Here is a 14,959-nt window from a genome sequence, read left to right as displayed (position 1 = left end):
AACCCGTAGCCCCGGTAAGCGCAGCGCCACCGGGGAGAACAGGTTAAACTTCACTCCATCGCCACCTTCACCGCTTCTCCCAGCTTCACCATCACCGCTTTATGTTTCTCGGTCGGCGGCAGGGCGCAGTTGATCCTGACGCAGTTGCGATACTTGCCCGCTGCCGAAAACAGCGAGCCCGGCGCGACCTGGATCTTCAGCCGGCACAGCTGTTTGGCGACGCAGACCATATCCACCTGCTCCGGGAGCTCCACCCACAGCATAAAACCGCCTTTCGGCCGGGTGACGCAGATCCCGCACGGGAAAAACTCCCGCAGCCAGCAGGTGTAGATCTCCATATTACGCTGATAGATCTGCCGCATCCGCCGCACGTGACGGTGGTAGTGGCCTTCGCGAATAAAATTGCAAGCCGCCAGTTGAGTGGAGGGGACGTTAGTGCCGCTGGCGGCGTACTTCATCTGTAGCAGCTTGTCGTAGTAGCGCCCGGGCGCTATCCAACCGATGCGCAGGCCGGGGGCGATGGTTTTGGTAAAAGAGCTGCAGAGCATCACCCGGCCGTCGATATCCCAGGAGTGAATGGTGCGCGGGCGCGGGTACTCGGTGGCCAGCTCGCCGTAAATATCATCCTCGAAAATCACGATATCGTGGCGCTGTGCCAGGTTCAGCACCGCGCGCTTGCGAGCGTCCGGCATGATAAAGCCCAGCGGGTTATTGCAGTTTGGCACGAGGATCACCCCTTTGATCGGCCACTGATCCAGCGCCAGCTCCAGAGCCTCAATGCTGATCCCGGTTTCCGGATCGGTAGGGATCTCAATGGTCTTTAATCCCAGTCCGCGCAGCATCTGCATCGTGCCGTAGTAGCAGGGAGATTCCACCGCCACGATATCGCCAGGCTGGCATACCGACAGCAAGGCCAGAGACAGCGCGCTATGGCAGCCGCTGGTGAGCACCAGATCGTCAGCCGTCACTACCGAGCCGCCGTCAAGCATCAGACGGGCGATCTGCTCCCTCAGCTCGCGGCGCCCGGCCAGCTCGTCATAGTTCAGCACTTCGCTGAGGTTATGCTGGATCGCCCGGCTCAGTTCGCGCCAGATAGGCTTCAGGCTTGGCTGTGTGACATCCGGCGAGCCGCCGCCGAAGGGGATAATCGATTTATCGTAGCGGGCGTCGAGCATGGTCAGCACCTGATCCCACTGGGTGATCTCCACCGGGCGCTGTACCGGACGCGACATCGGCGGCACCGGCGGCTGGGCCTTGCGGGGGGCAACGAAATAGCCCGATCGCGGCTGCGGTACGATCATCTGCTGCTGCTCAAGCAACTGATAGGCCTGCTGGACGGTGCTGATGCTGACGCCATGTTCCTGGCTCAGGCTGCGCACCGACGGCAGTTTTTCGCCGTGGCGATACAGGCCCTGTTCGATGCGTTCGGCCAGCAGCGTAGCGAGATGTTGGTAGCGGGTCATGCTGTATCCTTAATTTCTGCCATACAGATGGAATAACCAGTACAGATCGGCGTAAAAATTGGGCTCTGGTGTACGTTTTAGCTAATCTGTATGTTAAAGAAAAGCGTTTTGTGAATCTGTATTCCTTGGCCCCAAATCCGTGAAGATAAAGCCTCTGGCAAGGTGAGGAGGTAGAGGATGGAATTTCACGAGAACAGGGCAAGACAGCCATTTATCGGTTTCGTACTGCTGGTGCGGTTTATCAAAAAATGGTGGCTTCAGGAGCAAACGCGCAGAGCTTTGCAGCGAATGAGCGACGAACAGCTGAAAGACATCGGCCTGCGTCGGGATCAGATCAATTAAAAAGTGCGGTTTTTTTCAGGCATCATTCCTTCTTTGCCCCGGTAAGCGCTGGCGACGCCGGGGAATACATTCACGAAATTTATCAATTGATGCGGCGCGATCGTCCGTTTCTTGATACTTACCCTGATAAGTATTATTTTCTTCTCACCAATGAGAGGAAAACCTGTGACCGAAGACGACCTGTTTGTCCGCCGCCCGTTGGGGATGAGAATGGCCATGGTGGTGCGCCAGTGGCGCGCCATTATTGACTCCGCTATCACCGATACCGGACTCACCCAGTCCAGCTGGACGGTGTTGATGCAACTGCATCAGCTGGGAGACAACGTCTCGGTCAGCGAACTGGCGGAGGTGCAGGGAATTGAACTGCCGCCGCTGATACGCACCCTCTCGTTACTGGAAAAGCAGGGCTATCTGGTGCGTTCTACATCGCCATATGACAAACGCATTCGCCTGCTGACGCTGACCGCCGAGGGGCGGGCGATTCTGGAAAAACTGAGCTGCGTGATCGAGACCTATCAGGAACGCGTGACTCAGACCATCCCGGAGGCCGACCTCGCCACCTTCAGCGCCACATTAAATCAAATCGCCTGCCGTTTGCGGAATATCCGCGAAGAAGATAACAAGATCTAACACACTATGATGACGCCTGAACAAAAATTTGCCCGCTGGGTACGGGTGAGTATTGCCGCTTTTCTGGGAATATTCGCCTGGTTTATCGTTGCCGATATCTGGATCCCGCTGACGCCGGACTCCACCGTGATGCGCGTGGTGACCCCGGTATCGTCGCGGGTCTCCGGCTATGTCTCGCACGTTTACGTGCACAACAACAGCCAGGTGAAAAAGGGCGACCTGCTGTATGAGCTCGACCCAACGCCATTCATTAATAAAGTTGAAGCGGCGCAGATCGCCCTCGAGCAGGCGAAACTGAGCAACCAGCAACTGGATGCACAAATCGCCGCCGCCCGCGCCAATCTGCGCACCGCACAGTACACCGCCCGTAACGATAAGGTCACGCTCGATCGCTACCAGCGCCTGAGTACGATGCAGAACGTCTCGCAGTCCGACCTCGATAAGGTGCGGACCACCTGGCAGACCAGCGAGCAGTCGGTCTCGGCGCTGAACGCGCAGATCCAGAACCTGCTGATCCAGCGCGGTGAGCGCGACGATAAGCGCAACGTCACTCTGCAGAAATACCGTAATGCGCTGGAGGAGGCGCAGCTGAACCTGGCCTGGACCCAGGTGCGTGCCGAAACTGACGGTATGGTCAGCAACCTGCAGCTTAACCCGGGGATCTACGCCACCGCGGCGACGGCCGTGCTGGCGCTGGTCAACAACAATACAGATATCGTCGCTGACTTCCGTGAGAAGAGCCTGCGCCACACGGCGGTGAATACCGATGCAGCGGTGGTCTTTGATGCCCTCCCGGGTCAAGTCTTCCCGGCGCACGTCACCAGCAGCGATGCCGGGATTCTGGCGGGGCAGGAGGCGGTGAACGGCCAGCTGTCGCAGCCGGAGCAGTCCACCCGCTGGGTGCGCGACGCACAGCGCATGCGCATTCACGTCGCCCTGGATCAGCCGCTAGACAAACCGCTGCCGACCGGCGCCCGCGCTACGGTGCAACTGTACAATAGCGAAGGACCTTTCGCCCGCACCTTTGCCGGCCTGCAGATCCACCTGGTGAGCTGGTTGCACTATGTCTATTAATACCCTGGCGCACGTCTTTACGCCGCACGGCAATATCGTCTACACGGCGAATGATTTTCGCCAGACGGTGCGTATCGCCGTGGCCGGGACGATTGCGCTCAGCATCTCCACCTTCTACGACGTGCAGTACGGCGTATTTTTTGTGGTGTATCCGCTGATGCTGATGTCGCTGGTGCCGGTGTTCAACCGCCATGTCGCCCGCCAGTTTGTGTTCAGCGCGGCGGTGAACTGCGTCGAAATGGTACTGATCGTCGGTTATCTGTCGCAGTGGCCGGTGATCATGACCCTGGTGGTGTTCGCCCTGTACGTGATGCGTTTTCGCTTTATGAGCCAGGGGCCGCTGTTTCTGCTGGGGTCGATGGGCGTGGTGTGCCAGAGCACGATGCTCAACTTTATGAGCTATCCCACCAGCAACTGGCACACCCTGATGTTCTCCAATATGGAAGCCTGCGTGCTGGCGGTGGCGCTGAGCGCGCTGCTGCATTACCTGATCCCGGACGTCGAACCGCGCAAGCCGCCGCCGCGCATTGAAAAAGACGCCGCCCGCATTCGCCACGAGTCGCTGCTCTCCGGTACGGTCGCGACGATCATCTTTGTGGTGTTCCAGATCTGCGATCTCAGTGACTCGCTGTCGGCGCTGATGGCCGGGATCCTGATCCTGTTCCCGATGCACTATCGCGGGGCGGTGATCAGCTCGATCTGGCGCGTCGTCGGGGTGGTGCTGGCCTGTCTCTATATTCTGGTGGTGCAACTGATCATCTATGATTTCAGCAACCACATGATCCTGATGATGCCGCTGATTGGTCTCGGGCTGGCCTTCAGCGCCCGCCTGCACGTGATGGAGAAAGTGGGCGCCGGGGTGGGCTTCGCCAGCATCACCACCATCGGCATTATGTTCGGCCAGAATCTGCATCCCTATCAGGATCTGGTATTCAGCGACCTGTACCGCATCACCTCGGTGACGGTCTCGCTGGTGGTGACGCTGACTCTGGTCTTTCTCATGCACCGTCTGCTGAACTGCTTTGCGGCGACGCGCTTTGTGGTGAGCGAATAGGGTCACACCGTCATCGCCCGCTGCGCATCGCGAAAGGCGTTATGGAGTAAGCGCCACATATGGTGCGCGGCGGGGGGAAAGCGGCGGTTCGAGTTGCGTAATAAGTGGCATTGGGCGCTGCTGGCGATCGGATGGTCGATGGGGACCGCCTTTAGTATGCCGTGAGCGATTGCTTCCCGAGCGGCGAATTCGGTCATGAAAGAGATCCCCAGACCGGCCTGGCTCAGGCTCATGGCGGTGGAAAAGAGGTTGCAGCGATAGGCCGGATGAAACTGCCGCCCGGCGGTTTTAAACATGGCGTTCATATGGCGCTGTAGGCCAAAGCTTTCTGTCAGGGCGATCAGGCGATATTGCGTCAGCTCATCGATGGTCACCATCGACTGTCGCGCGATGGGATGCTGCGGAGAGACCACCGCGCAGATGGGCCCCCACTGGAAGCTGTGGCGTTTAAGCTCCGGATTGCCGATGGGGCCGAAGGCGACCGCCATATCCGCTTCACCGCTGGCGATATCGTTGAGCATCTCCTGCATATTGCCGACGCTAATATCAACGAATACGTTCGGCCACGACTGCGAAAACGTGCTCATCACCGACTCGATAAAGGTCGTCACCAACCCCCCGCCAATTCTCACAGAGATGGTGCCGCCACGCATATGGCGTAAATCCTTTAGATGACTCTCCAGCTTTTCCCGCCGCTGGCGGCTTTCGTGGTAATCCTCGGCCAGCAAACGTCCGGCTTCAGTGAGCGCCACATTGCGCCCCTGTCGCTCCAGCAGAGGGAGTTCCAGCGTTCGCTCCAGCTGCGCTATCTGGCGGCTGATAACCGACGGATTAATCCCCAGAATATCAGCGGCCCGCCGAATGCCCCCCTGGATCCCGACTTCGTACAGATAGCTCATGGGACGTTCGTGTAACATCCTGTCTCCCTCCTTTGTTGACTTCAGGTCAACAATAACATCCTTTACCAGACATTTATCATCCCGGCTAGTTATAGATAATCGTGATTCAGGTACATAACAGACAAGGGGAGTCACGGAACGGATTAACTGCCATGGCAATAAACCAGTACCACCGGTGGTTGCCAATAATAAGATATCGATATGCCAGTAAAAAGATAAATAAGTGAGATATATGCCTGTTGCCGGCTTTTCGGGAAAAGAGAGGCACCTTATTTATTGATGGGTGTTTTACGTCAAAATAATCAATGCCAAAACCAATACATTGAAAAGCGTCCAAATGGCAAAAGACCAATAAGATATTTCATAATGTGAGGACAGGGTATGAGTGAAAATAAAACGTTGGAACGTTCCTCCGACGACGCGACAAATGAGTGGCGGGTAGGACCTGGGGCATGGATCTCGCTGGTGGTGGTGTTATTAGTCTTCTCCGGGCTGTTGTTTAAAGTGGAAGGGATGGCCTGGCTGGGGGCTTTCGACTTTACCACCCTCGGCGGCGCATTTGGTACGATGAAGACCCCGGAAACTAACACTTTTATCGGCAGCGGCGGCATCAGCGCCAAGGCCGGTTTCTTGTTTGCGCTGTCGCTGGTCCCTACGGTGATGCTGGCGCTGGGGTTGCTGGAAATCTTTACCCATTATGGCGCGATACGTGCAGCGCATAAGCTGCTGACGCCGTTGTTACGCCCGTTACTGGGAATCCCGGGTTATACCGGTCTGGCGTTAATTACCGACCTCCAAAGCACCGATGCCGGGGCCGCGTTGACCAAAGAGCTGTATGACAGCAAAAAAATTAGTCGGAAAGATGTGGTGATTATGGGGGCATGGCAATATTCCGGCGCCGGTCTGATCAATAACTATTTCTCCATTGGCTCAGCGCTTTTCGCGTCGTTAACCATCCCTATTATTATTCCGCTGCTGTTAATGTTTGTGCTGAAATTCGTTGGCGCGGCAATCACCCGTCTGGTTTTGAATACGGCCTATAAAGGGGATTTTGATAATGAGTAATTCGGCAAAAGTGGCCAGTAATCCGTTTGATATTTTTGTTATCGGTGCACGTAAAGGATTTAATATTGCCATAAACAACCTGATGCCGAATGTATTAATGGCATATGTGATCGCCGAAATGCTTAATTTGCTCGGGGTGATGCAGTTGATAGGCCAGGTCTGCGCGCCGCTGATGGGCCTGTTTGGCTTACCGGGCGAAGCGATTACCGTGCTGCTCACCTCCTGGCTTTCCGCCTCGGCGGGGACGGGAGTGGCGGTGAGCCTGTTGAGTAAAGGCACCCTCAACGTGGCGGACGTTACCATCCTGATCCCGGCCATCTTCCTGATGGGTTCGCAACTACAGTATATGGGGCGGCTGCTTGGGGTGGCGGATGTACCGAAAAAATACTGGCCGCTGCTGATGGCGGTGAGCATTATCAACGCCGTCATCGCCATGCTGGTCATGCGCGTGATGGCATAATGAAAGGCAAGGAGTCAGTCGTGTCGCGAACGTTAGAGCATTTCAATTATCTGCACCAAATACCTGAGCTGGGCTTTGAGGAGTACAAAACCTCGGCTTACATCGGCGACGCCCTGGCGGCGGCAGGGTTCCGGGTTCACCGCAACGTTGGCGGGACTACCGGGATTGTCGCCGAAATCGATAGCGGGGAACCGGGGCCAGTGGTGGCGCTACGGGCAGATATGGATGCGCTGGGCCATATTATCGATGGCCGCTTAGAGGCCCGTCATACCTGCGGTCATGATGGCCACTCTTCGGTGGTATTAACCGCCGCCGAAGAGATCCTCGCCGAGGGGCTGGTAAAGCGTGGGAAGTTAAAAGTGCTTTTTCAGCCTGCTGAAGAGCTGGGGACGGGCGCGATCGCTTTAACGGAGGCCGGGGTACTGGATGACGTAGAGATGCTGTTCGGCTTCCATCTCCGGCCGCTGGAAGAGTGTCCGATGGGCCAGGCGGTACCGGCAATGTACTATTCCGCTTCGGCGACGGTGATGGTGGATTTTCACGGCAAAGCCGCTCACGCCGCTCGTCCGCATCTGGGCATTAACGCGCTGGATGCCGCCTCGCATGCAGTACAGGCGGTGAACGGTATCCATCTGGCGCCGTCGCTTACCTGGAGCGCGAAAGCGACGCGCTTTCTTTGCGATGCGGGCGTCACCAATTCGGTGCCGGCGAAAGCGCACGTTTGTTGGGATCTGCGCTGCGAGGAAAATGACGGCATGGCGACACTCAAAGAACGCGTGGTCAGGGCTATCGAGAGTAGCGCAGCAGCATATGGCGCCAGCGTCGACATCCGGGTAGTCAAAGAGATGCCGGCGGCGATTATCGACGCAGAAGCCACGGCTATCATAAGCCAGGCAATATGCGAAACCTTTGGCGAGGCGGGCTTAACGGCCGCGAAGAGTACGCCGGGCAGCGAAGATTTTTTCCACTATTTGCGTCTGCGCCCGGCGGTGAAAGGTGGCTTCTGGGGACTGGGCTGCAACCTGCTGCCGGGCCTGCATCATCCGGAAATGCATTTCGAGCGCACCGCGCTGGCGGATGGCGTGCGGGTATTCAAATCCTGCGTTCGCCAGCTGTTGGGCTGAAGCTAAGCTGCCAGCCCCCGGGTAGCGGCTTACGCCTTACCCGGGCTACGGTTGGGCATTTTGTCGGTAGCCCCGGTAAGCGTAAGCGCTACCGGGGAAGCGTCCCGGATGTCGGCTAACGCCTCATCCGGGCTACCGCGGTGCGCATAGGTCGCCAACAGGTGATAGTCATTTCCGGCGACGCGAAACAGGGCTGCCGTTTCGCCGGGTATAACCCATCGTTGCTCATCGCCTGGCATGCAGCTCAGGTAAATGCACAGCCCGCAGCCGCTGCGCAGCTGGCGCGGAATATCCTTCACCTCGAAGGTCATTCCCGCCGCCTGCAGGGCTTTGCGCATCCGCACCACCCCCACCGTGGAATGAAATAAAAACAGGAAGGTTGTCATCCGCGCCTCCGCTGGCGCTGGCCGATCAGCGCCGCGCCGATCGCCCCGGCAAACTGGGCGTCGGGATGGGTTGTCACCGCCATGCCGACATGGCTTTCCAGCATCCGGGCAAAGGTGGCGCAGTGGCTGACGCCGCCGGTAAACAGCAGTGGCCCCTGCGCCGATAAGCGGCCAATAAAGTTCGCGCTGCGCCGGGCCATGGCGTTAATCACCCCGGCCAGAATCGCCTCTGGCGCGACCCCCGCCGACCGCAGACTAATGACCTCCGATTCGGCAAACACCGTGCACATGCTGGTAATCGCATGCGGCTCGACGCCTGCGGTGATGCTGTCGAGTTGTTCGACGCTGGCGCCAAGCGTCCGTGAAATGACCTCCAGGAAACGTCCGGTACCGGCGGCGCATTTATCATTCATCAGGAAGTCGCTGAGATTGCCCTCAGTGTCCAGCTGGATAACTTTGCTGTCCTGGCCGCCGATGTCAATCACCGTGCGGGTGTCCGGCGCCAGCAGGCGAGCGCCGAGGCCGTGACAAGAGATCTCCGTCACCTGCTTATCGGCAAAATCCACCAGCTGGCGACCATAGCCGGTGAGGGTTAAAAAAGGCGTCTCCGTGAGGCCAGCGCGTAGCGTTTCCCAGGCCTTATGGATGGCGTCGGCGGGGCGAAAGGGAGTGGGGCAGAGGAAGCGGCGTACAATGACGCCGTCCGCCAGCAGGATGCCTTTTGTGGCGGTGGAGCCGGAATCAATGCCAACCGTATAGTTCACGCCAGCTCCTTACAGCATTTCGATAAAGGCGGCGACGCGGGTGCTGAGCTGGCCGAGGTCCGCCGTCGAATAGTCGGTTTCTATCGCCATATAAGGAAGGTCGTGCTGCTGGCGCAGATGGCGTTTAATCGCCAGCGATTCCACGGCATAGGTATGGCAGGCCTGCAGAATGACGTCGATCACTCCGTCGGCCTGATACTCCTCCACCATCTGGCTCAGCAGCTGCAGACGCTGGTCGTTGGGGGAGATACAGGAGCAGCCGATGGCGAGATATTTATCGGTTAAGGCGTCGTAGACGTCGCCCTCTTCCGCCACGTAGCGCTCGGTGGCTTTCGCGCCGGTGCAGTTTTCATAACCGACCACCCAGCCGCCGTTTTCCTCGATGGCGTGGACCACTTTTTCCGCCGCGCCGCCGATCGGGCAGCCGGTGATCAGGATCCGCGGACGAGGTTCCAGCCGTTTACCCTGCCGCCACTCCTGATGGATGCGGTCCGCCATGGCATGCAGTTCATCAATCAGGGCGGTTTTGTCGAAACGGAAGGTGGCGCCATATACCACTTTCAGGATGTCGCCGCCGCTGAGCGCCGGCGGATTGAGTTGCCCGAGACGATAAAAGTGGGCCAGCGCCCGGCGCTCGCGATTTTTCAACACGATGGCTTCGCGCAGCGCCGCCTCGCTAATCGGCGTGCCAAACCGGTCCTCAATCACCTGCTGCAGGCGCAGGATCTCCGCTTTCCACAGCGCGCGGGAAGCCGCGTCGCTGGCGCTGTTCGGCAACTGCATGACGTGGACCGCCTTGAACTCGGCCATGTACTCGTACATCTTCTTTTTACCGTCGCAGGTGGTTTCCCCGACCACCAGGTCAGAGAAATAGAAGTAGGGGCATTTATCGGTTTTGCCGAAGCCATAGCTGCTTTTGATCAGCGGGCAGAGGTTGCGCGGCAGATCTTTTTCCGCTTCCTCGATGGTTTCATCGGAGGTGGAGCACAGTGAAACGACAATGGCGCCCGCCGCCATGGCGATCTCCTGAGGCATAAAGGTGCAGTAGGTGCCCACCAACGGCACGTTCTGCTCTTTAAGATCCATGACGGTGAGAAAGCCCTTCTGGCGAGCTTCTGAGAACTGGTCAAAAATGGCGGGTAGATCGGTGATAAGCGACATGATTTTCCTTCCCCGTACACGGGAGATGCTGAAAGAGTCGCCATTATAGCCCTGTTGTTTGTGAGCTTTTATTGATCTCCTGCGTCTGCGCGCGGCGTTAATAGACCTTCTTCAAATCCATCTCTTCCTGGATCCGCTCGCTCCACGCCAGATGGGTGCGGATGGCCTCTTCGATACCGGCGTTGTAAAACAGCGGCCCCAGCTCTTTGGCGATAAAGTCGACAAAAAACTCGGCGTCAAACTGCTCCAGCTCGAGGTTGAAGGTCTCTTCGCAGTACTTGCTGAGCTTATCGCGCAGCAGGTCGCGCTGTGCCGGGCTGAGTTCAATGTCGTTCATGATGGAGCTTTCTCCGTAAAAGGGCTCACGACTGCCGGGCTTCGATCACCGCTTGCCCACACTGGCGCTGATGGCGTAACAGTCCGGCCAGGCAGCAGGCGGCGACGATCCCGGCGGCCACCGCCAACAGGTGGAAGGGGAGTCTGCCGCCATGGAACCACAGCCAGCGCGCGCCTTCAATCGATAACGCGCTGACGCTGAGGATCACGATATTCAGCGAGGCGGAGACCGTGCCTTTCGGCAGGTCGTTGGAAAAGAGGGTAAAGCGAAACAGCGTCGGGAAAATCAGCCCGATGCCGAAGGCGTAGAAGCAGGTGCCGAGCACTGACCACAGCCAGACGTGCGGCCATATCAGATTCCCAACGATCAGGATGGCCAGGCCGAGCATCTGTATGGGGACCGCGCTGAGCACAAAGCGCGGGCGGGTGGGATCTTTTACCCAGCGCGCCACCGACAGATTAGCGATGATGACGGCGCTAAAGACTGGTACCTGGCTCCAGGCGAACTCGCTGGTGGTCAGCCCGCCGGCGTCCATTAAAATCACTGGCGATACCGCCACCCAGCTCATCAGCGGAATATAGCTCAGCGACAGCGTGGCGGCGCCGAGTAAAAAGATGCGGTTACGAAAGACGGCGCGGAAATCGCGCAGCACGCCGGGCAGGCTGAATGGCACATCGCCGAGGCGCACCGTCTCCGGCATGGTCAACAGCAGGCCGAGCCAGGCCACCAGCCCCATGGCGGCGATGATGCCGAACAGCGCTTTCCAGTGGATGAAATGCATCAGCGCCGCGCCGGAGAGCGGGCCGACGATCGGCGCCACCAGCACGACGGAGGTGATCACCGCCATCAGCCTGATCGATCTTTTTTCCTCAAAGGCCTCCTGTACGGTGACGTAGCCGACGGTGGCGATAAAGCAGATGCTGGTGCCCTGCACGAAGCGGGCAATCAGGAACTGGGTCATGGAGGTGGTGAACAACGTCGCCAGGCACGCGAGGGTGAAAATCAACGCGCCGGTGAGCAGTACCGGACGCCGTCCGATCCGGTCAGAGAGCGGCCCCAACAGCCATTGCAGCGCCATGCCGCCGGCCATATACAGGCTCACCGAGGCAGGAGCCAGCGCCACATCGGCATTGAAATCCCGCACCACGTGGAGGATCCCCGGCTGGATCAGGTCGGTAGTAAGATAGGCTGAAAAATCATACAGAATGAGCGCCGCCGGGAAGAACAGCGCGGCGGCGTGGCGGGTCAGCCAGTGGGAAATCCGGTGCATCATTTCTCCCTCCCTGTGGAATATTTATCAGCGCTATTGTTCGGATAGTATCATTGCTAACCAATATGCAGATGCAGCAGCGAGGGGATCTGCGAGAGCAGCCACAACATCAGGCCGATGGTCCCCCCCACCAGGGTGCCGTTGATGCGGATAAACTGCAGATCTTTACCGATATTGAGCTCGATCTGCCGCGACATATCGCGGGCGTCCCAGCTCTTCACCGTGTCGCTGATATGGCGGGTGAGGAAGGCGGCGAACTCCGGCGCCACCCGGTGCGCCGCCTGTTCCAGGTGTTCGTTAAGCGATTCGCGCAGGGCGTCGTCGCGGAGTAAGGTTTCACCGAACCACTGGCCAGCCTCGGCGATGCGCTGCTTAATACGTGAGTCATCGCTGCTGATATCGTTTTTTACCCAGTTGCGCAGATCGCCCCACACTTCACCGAGATAGCGGTTAAAGGTCTCATCATTTTTCAGATATGCTTTGATGTTCTCGGCCTTCTGCGCCATGAGCGGGTCGGATTTCAGGTTGTCGATAAGCTTCTGCACCGCGTGGTCGAAGGCCTGGCGGATCTGGTGGGTACGGTCATGGCTCACCTCGTCCAGCAGGGTATTCACCGCATCGGTGACCATCTCGGCGCTGTGCTCGCCGAGCCACTCGGTGGGTAACAGTTTGGCCTTCAGCGGGTGCTCGGTCTCCAGCCAGCGCACGATGCCGCGAGCGATAAAGGCGCGGGAGTTGTCCCGCTGCAGCAGGGCGATAAGCTGGCTTATCAGCGAATCCAGCAGCTTCTGGTGGCGATTGTCGCGGGTCATTCCCTCCAGCATCATGGCGCTGGTCTGCGTCAGGTCGACTTTATCGATCGCCTTATGTACCGCGCGGCGCAGCAGGCGCTGAATGCGTGCGTCGTCGGTCAGTTCAAGAAAACCGCTCATCACCTGCAGCAGATGCTGGCCGACCCGCCGGGCATTCTCCGGCTGGCTGAACCAGTTGCCGAGCATCAGGGCTGGCTCATAGCGGCGGATCAACGCGACCAGCGACGGGGTATCGAGGAACTTCTCCTCGACAAAGCGGCCAAGATTATCGGCGATGCGGTCTTTGTTACGCGGGATAATCGCCGTATGGCGGGCGACAAAGGGCAGCGGAATACGACGAAACAACGCGACCACCGCAAACCAGTCGGCCAGCGCCCCGACCATCGCCGCTTCGGAAATGGCCTTTAGCGCGCTGACCCACGGCGTCGGCGGCAGCAGCAGGGTGGTGATAAATAGCGCGGCGGCGATCAGCAGCAGCGACAGCGCCAGCAGTTTGGCGCGTTTGAGTTCAGCGAGTTTTTCCATAAACTTAAGCATATAACCTGACGGCGAGGTCGTGCAAAAATCGCCAGATAATCCACAGACCGAAGATCATCAGGACCGCCCCTGCCGCCCGCTCGACTCGCCAGACGATGGCGCCCAGGCGGCGCTGTACCTGCGGCAGCGCAATCGCACTCACCAGCAGTAAATCCCAGAAGAACACCACGCTGACCATCCACAACCCGCTCACCGTTTGCTGCAGCAGGGTGACCGCCGGCCCGAGCAGGGAAGTCATCAGCGCCAGATAAAACAGAGCGTTTTTGGGGTTGAGCAGCGATGACCCCAGCCCGAGCAGCAGCTGCCTGCCGAACCCCGGACGCGATGCGCGAATGCTCTCCACCGCCAGCGTCGCGGGACGGCTGCGTATCAGCAGGCTGCCAACCCACAGTAAATAGCCCGCCCCCAACAGCTCAATGAGCAAAAACAGCAGCGGCGCCTGGCGCAGAAGCCCCCAGCCGACGATGGCGAGAACAATATACAGCGCATTGCCGGCGGCGATGCCGAGACACAATCCGATGCTGCCGCGGATCCGGTAGCGCACGGCGTAGCCGACCAGCAGAAAAAAATCAGGGCCCGGGCTGAGCAGAGCGACAAAGTGAGACAGGGCTAGCGCCGGGAAGGCGGCGGGAAAGAGCGTCGATAAGGTATGCATAGTGGCCTCGATAATGGTACTGAGGCCACCCTAAGCGAAGTGCCGTATTACTTATTGTCGGATATTGATCTGCTGTGCGCATATTGCCGCGGCGTGGCGGCGGTATAGCTGACAAAGGTTTTATGGAAATGGCTCTGATCGGCAAAGCCAGCCTGATAGCCGACATCGGCAATAGGGTCCCCGGCGCGTAAACGCGTTTTCGCATATTCGATGCGCGCCATGTTGATCAAACTGGCGGGTGTCAGGCCGGTATCCTGTTTCACGGCGCGGATAACGGTCTCTTTACGAAGCGCGCTGTCGTGGGCCAGCTTATCCAGCGACGGCGGCGCTGGCAGATCTGTCGCCAGGCGCTGAAACAGCAGGGCGCTGGCGTGATGTGGCGCCTGCGGCGCGGCGGCGCACAGCGGCAGCGCGTGCAGGAGTTGCGCCAGCCGGGCGGGCAGTTGTTCAAGGCTCCCGCGGCTCATCAGGGCGACAACCTGCTGGAAACAGGCAAAGAGAGGGCTGTCGCGCAACAGTGGCTGCGGCGAGGCGATACTGGCGCCAGGGGGAATATCCGGGCGCTGCGCGTGGCACCATGCCGCCTCCAGGTACAGCATATGATAGCTGCGCGGCCTGTCATGCAGCGGATTACAGCTATGCGGCGCGTGCGGGGGGATCACGATCAGATCCCCGGGCTGCAGGAGATATTCCTCACCATTGCACAGGCAGCGCGTTTCCCCCTCGATAATCGCCCCCACCGAGAGCTGCGGGTGGCTGTGGCGTTTGTAGGCCTGGCGGCTGCGCCAGGTGCTGCGCAGCTCCAGCCACGGTAGACGATCGTCTCGCCAGAAGGTTTGGGGGATATCTCGGGTATGGTTCACCGCATCGACCTTTGCTGAGGAGGGAGAGGTCGTTTATAGCATGCTGCGCGGAGGCTGTCGCCC

At 58.9% G+C, this 14,959-nt stretch carries 16 protein-coding genes and 1 pseudogene; 7 read left to right on the top strand and 10 right to left on the bottom strand.

What is annotated here, in order from left to right; genetic code table 11:
- Positions 1-50: 50 nt before the first annotated feature.
- Positions 51-1,463: a PLP-dependent aminotransferase family protein gene (locus NKJ21_RS14860; protein WP_008807600.1), complete on the bottom strand. Its 1,413-nt coding sequence runs from the start codon at positions 1,461-1,463 to the stop codon at positions 51-53.
- 177 nt (positions 1,464-1,640) lie between these two features.
- Here NKJ21_RS14860 and NKJ21_RS14855 point away from each other — a divergent pair, with 177 nt between their 5' ends.
- The 4 genes from NKJ21_RS14855 to NKJ21_RS14840 all read left to right on the top strand — a co-directional run bounded on the left by NKJ21_RS14855 (position 1,641) and on the right by NKJ21_RS14840 (position 4,563).
- A complete protein-coding gene (locus tag NKJ21_RS14855) occupies positions 1,641-1,805 on the top strand; it encodes a DUF1127 domain-containing protein (protein ID WP_008807599.1) in 165 nt (54 codons plus the stop codon).
- A 165-nt stretch (positions 1,806-1,970) separates the two neighbouring features.
- A complete protein-coding gene (locus NKJ21_RS14850) occupies positions 1,971-2,435 on the top strand; it encodes a MarR family winged helix-turn-helix transcriptional regulator (RefSeq protein WP_038422073.1) in 465 nt (154 codons plus the stop codon).
- 6 nt (positions 2,436-2,441) lie between these two features.
- Complete coding sequence (locus NKJ21_RS14845) at positions 2,442-3,509, top strand: HlyD family secretion protein (protein ID WP_039102796.1); 1,068 nt, start codon at positions 2,442-2,444, stop codon at positions 3,507-3,509.
- Positions 3,499-4,563, top strand: a complete 1,065-nt coding sequence (locus NKJ21_RS14840; protein WP_008807596.1) for a DUF2955 domain-containing protein — start codon at positions 3,499-3,501, stop codon at positions 4,561-4,563. The genes NKJ21_RS14845 and NKJ21_RS14840 overlap by 11 nt, the downstream gene beginning before the upstream one ends.
- A gap of 2 nt (positions 4,564-4,565) precedes the next feature.
- Here NKJ21_RS14840 and NKJ21_RS14835 read toward each other — a convergent pair whose 3' ends face one another.
- Positions 4,566-5,480: a LysR substrate-binding domain-containing protein gene (locus NKJ21_RS14835; RefSeq protein ID WP_008807595.1), complete on the bottom strand. Its 915-nt coding sequence runs from the start codon at positions 5,478-5,480 to the stop codon at positions 4,566-4,568.
- Positions 5,481-5,843: 363 nt separating this feature from the next.
- Between NKJ21_RS14835 and NKJ21_RS14830 the strand changes: the two genes are divergently transcribed.
- From NKJ21_RS14830 to NKJ21_RS14820, 3 genes are read left to right on the top strand one after another with little or no spacing between them, the layout of a single operon-like run.
- A complete protein-coding gene (locus NKJ21_RS14830) occupies positions 5,844-6,527 on the top strand; it encodes a nucleoside recognition domain-containing protein (RefSeq protein ID WP_008807594.1) in 684 nt (227 codons plus the stop codon).
- Complete coding sequence (locus tag NKJ21_RS14825) at positions 6,520-6,987, top strand: YjiG family protein (protein ID WP_008807593.1); 468 nt, start codon at positions 6,520-6,522, stop codon at positions 6,985-6,987. Before NKJ21_RS14830 ends, NKJ21_RS14825 begins: the two co-directional genes overlap by 8 nt.
- A 20-nt stretch (positions 6,988-7,007) precedes the next feature.
- Positions 7,008-8,111, top strand: a complete 1,104-nt coding sequence (locus NKJ21_RS14820) for a M20 peptidase aminoacylase family protein (RefSeq protein WP_023322017.1) — start codon at positions 7,008-7,010, stop codon at positions 8,109-8,111.
- A 134-nt stretch (positions 8,112-8,245) separates the two neighbouring features.
- On the opposite strand, the pseudogene NKJ21_RS14815 reads toward NKJ21_RS14820, so the two are convergent.
- The 8 genes and pseudogenes from NKJ21_RS14815 to NKJ21_RS14780 form a co-directional block, all read right to left on the bottom strand.
- Positions 8,246-8,497, bottom strand: a pseudogene (locus NKJ21_RS14815) (DUF3343 domain-containing protein); the annotation flags it as partial.
- A complete protein-coding gene (gene yjiL, locus NKJ21_RS14810; RefSeq protein WP_008807591.1) occupies positions 8,494-9,261 on the bottom strand; it encodes a putative 2-hydroxyacyl-CoA dehydratase activator YjiL in 768 nt (255 codons plus the stop codon). The gene yjiL and the pseudogene NKJ21_RS14815, both read right to left, overlap by 4 nt.
- A 9-nt stretch (positions 9,262-9,270) precedes the next feature.
- Positions 9,271-10,422: a double-cubane-cluster-containing anaerobic reductase gene (locus tag NKJ21_RS14805; protein ID WP_239270608.1), complete on the bottom strand. Its 1,152-nt coding sequence runs from the start codon at positions 10,420-10,422 to the stop codon at positions 9,271-9,273.
- Positions 10,423-10,519: 97 nt separating this feature from the next.
- Positions 10,520-10,759, bottom strand: a complete 240-nt coding sequence (locus NKJ21_RS14800) for a DUF2164 domain-containing protein (RefSeq protein ID WP_008807589.1) — start codon at positions 10,757-10,759, stop codon at positions 10,520-10,522.
- A gap of 25 nt (positions 10,760-10,784) precedes the next feature.
- A complete protein-coding gene (gene mdtM, locus NKJ21_RS14795) occupies positions 10,785-12,032 on the bottom strand; it encodes a multidrug efflux MFS transporter MdtM (protein ID WP_117137480.1) in 1,248 nt (415 codons plus the stop codon).
- Positions 12,033-12,085: 53 nt separating this feature from the next.
- The gene (locus NKJ21_RS14790; RefSeq protein WP_072121956.1) at positions 12,086-13,378 is read right to left on the bottom strand and encodes a DUF445 domain-containing protein; all 1,293 of its coding nucleotides are present in this window, start codon (positions 13,376-13,378) and stop codon (positions 12,086-12,088) included.
- Complete coding sequence (locus NKJ21_RS14785; RefSeq protein ID WP_008807586.1) at positions 13,371-14,033, bottom strand: LysE family translocator; 663 nt, start codon at positions 14,031-14,033, stop codon at positions 13,371-13,373. Before NKJ21_RS14785 ends, NKJ21_RS14790 begins: the two co-directional genes overlap by 8 nt.
- Positions 14,034-14,080: 47 nt before the next feature.
- Positions 14,081-14,896: an AraC family transcriptional regulator gene (locus tag NKJ21_RS14780; RefSeq protein WP_016160229.1), complete on the bottom strand. Its 816-nt coding sequence runs from the start codon at positions 14,894-14,896 to the stop codon at positions 14,081-14,083.
- Positions 14,897-14,959 lie beyond the last annotated feature (63 nt).

The sequence above is a fragment of the Klebsiella sp. SWET4 genome (genome assembly GCF_024296565.1).
GTDB classification, from domain to species: Bacteria; Pseudomonadota; Gammaproteobacteria; order Enterobacterales; family Enterobacteriaceae; genus Klebsiella; species Klebsiella variicola.
The sequence above is the reverse complement of the archived record's forward strand: the minus strand, read 5'-3'. Positions and strand labels throughout refer to the sequence as shown.

Excerpts from the sequence above, each read along its gene's own strand:
- NKJ21_RS14860 (WP_008807600.1), bottom strand. The coding sequence starts at position 1,463 with ATGACCCGCTACCAACATCTCGCTACGCTGCTGGCCGAACGCATCGAA.
- NKJ21_RS14855 (WP_008807599.1), top strand. The coding sequence starts at position 1,641 with ATGGAATTTCACGAGAACAGGGCAAGACAGCCATTTATCGGTTTCGTA.
- NKJ21_RS14845 (WP_039102796.1), top strand. The coding sequence starts at position 2,442 with ATGATGACGCCTGAACAAAAATTTGCCCGCTGGGTACGGGTGAGTATT.
- NKJ21_RS14840 (WP_008807596.1), top strand. The coding sequence starts at position 3,499 with ATGTCTATTAATACCCTGGCGCACGTCTTTACGCCGCACGGCAATATC.
- NKJ21_RS14835 (WP_008807595.1), bottom strand. The coding sequence starts at position 5,480 with ATGTTACACGAACGTCCCATGAGCTATCTGTACGAAGTCGGGATCCAG.
- NKJ21_RS14830 (WP_008807594.1), top strand. The coding sequence starts at position 5,844 with ATGAGTGAAAATAAAACGTTGGAACGTTCCTCCGACGACGCGACAAAT.
- NKJ21_RS14825 (WP_008807593.1), top strand. The coding sequence starts at position 6,520 with ATGAGTAATTCGGCAAAAGTGGCCAGTAATCCGTTTGATATTTTTGTT.
- NKJ21_RS14805 (WP_239270608.1), bottom strand. The coding sequence starts at position 10,422 with ATGTCGCTTATCACCGATCTACCCGCCATTTTTGACCAGTTCTCAGAA.
- NKJ21_RS14800 (WP_008807589.1), bottom strand. The coding sequence starts at position 10,759 with ATGAACGACATTGAACTCAGCCCGGCACAGCGCGACCTGCTGCGCGAT.
- mdtM (WP_117137480.1), bottom strand. The coding sequence starts at position 12,032 with ATGATGCACCGGATTTCCCACTGGCTGACCCGCCACGCCGCCGCGCTG.
- NKJ21_RS14790 (WP_072121956.1), bottom strand. The coding sequence starts at position 13,378 with ATGCTTAAGTTTATGGAAAAACTCGCTGAACTCAAACGCGCCAAACTG.
- NKJ21_RS14785 (WP_008807586.1), bottom strand. The coding sequence starts at position 14,033 with ATGCATACCTTATCGACGCTCTTTCCCGCCGCCTTCCCGGCGCTAGCC.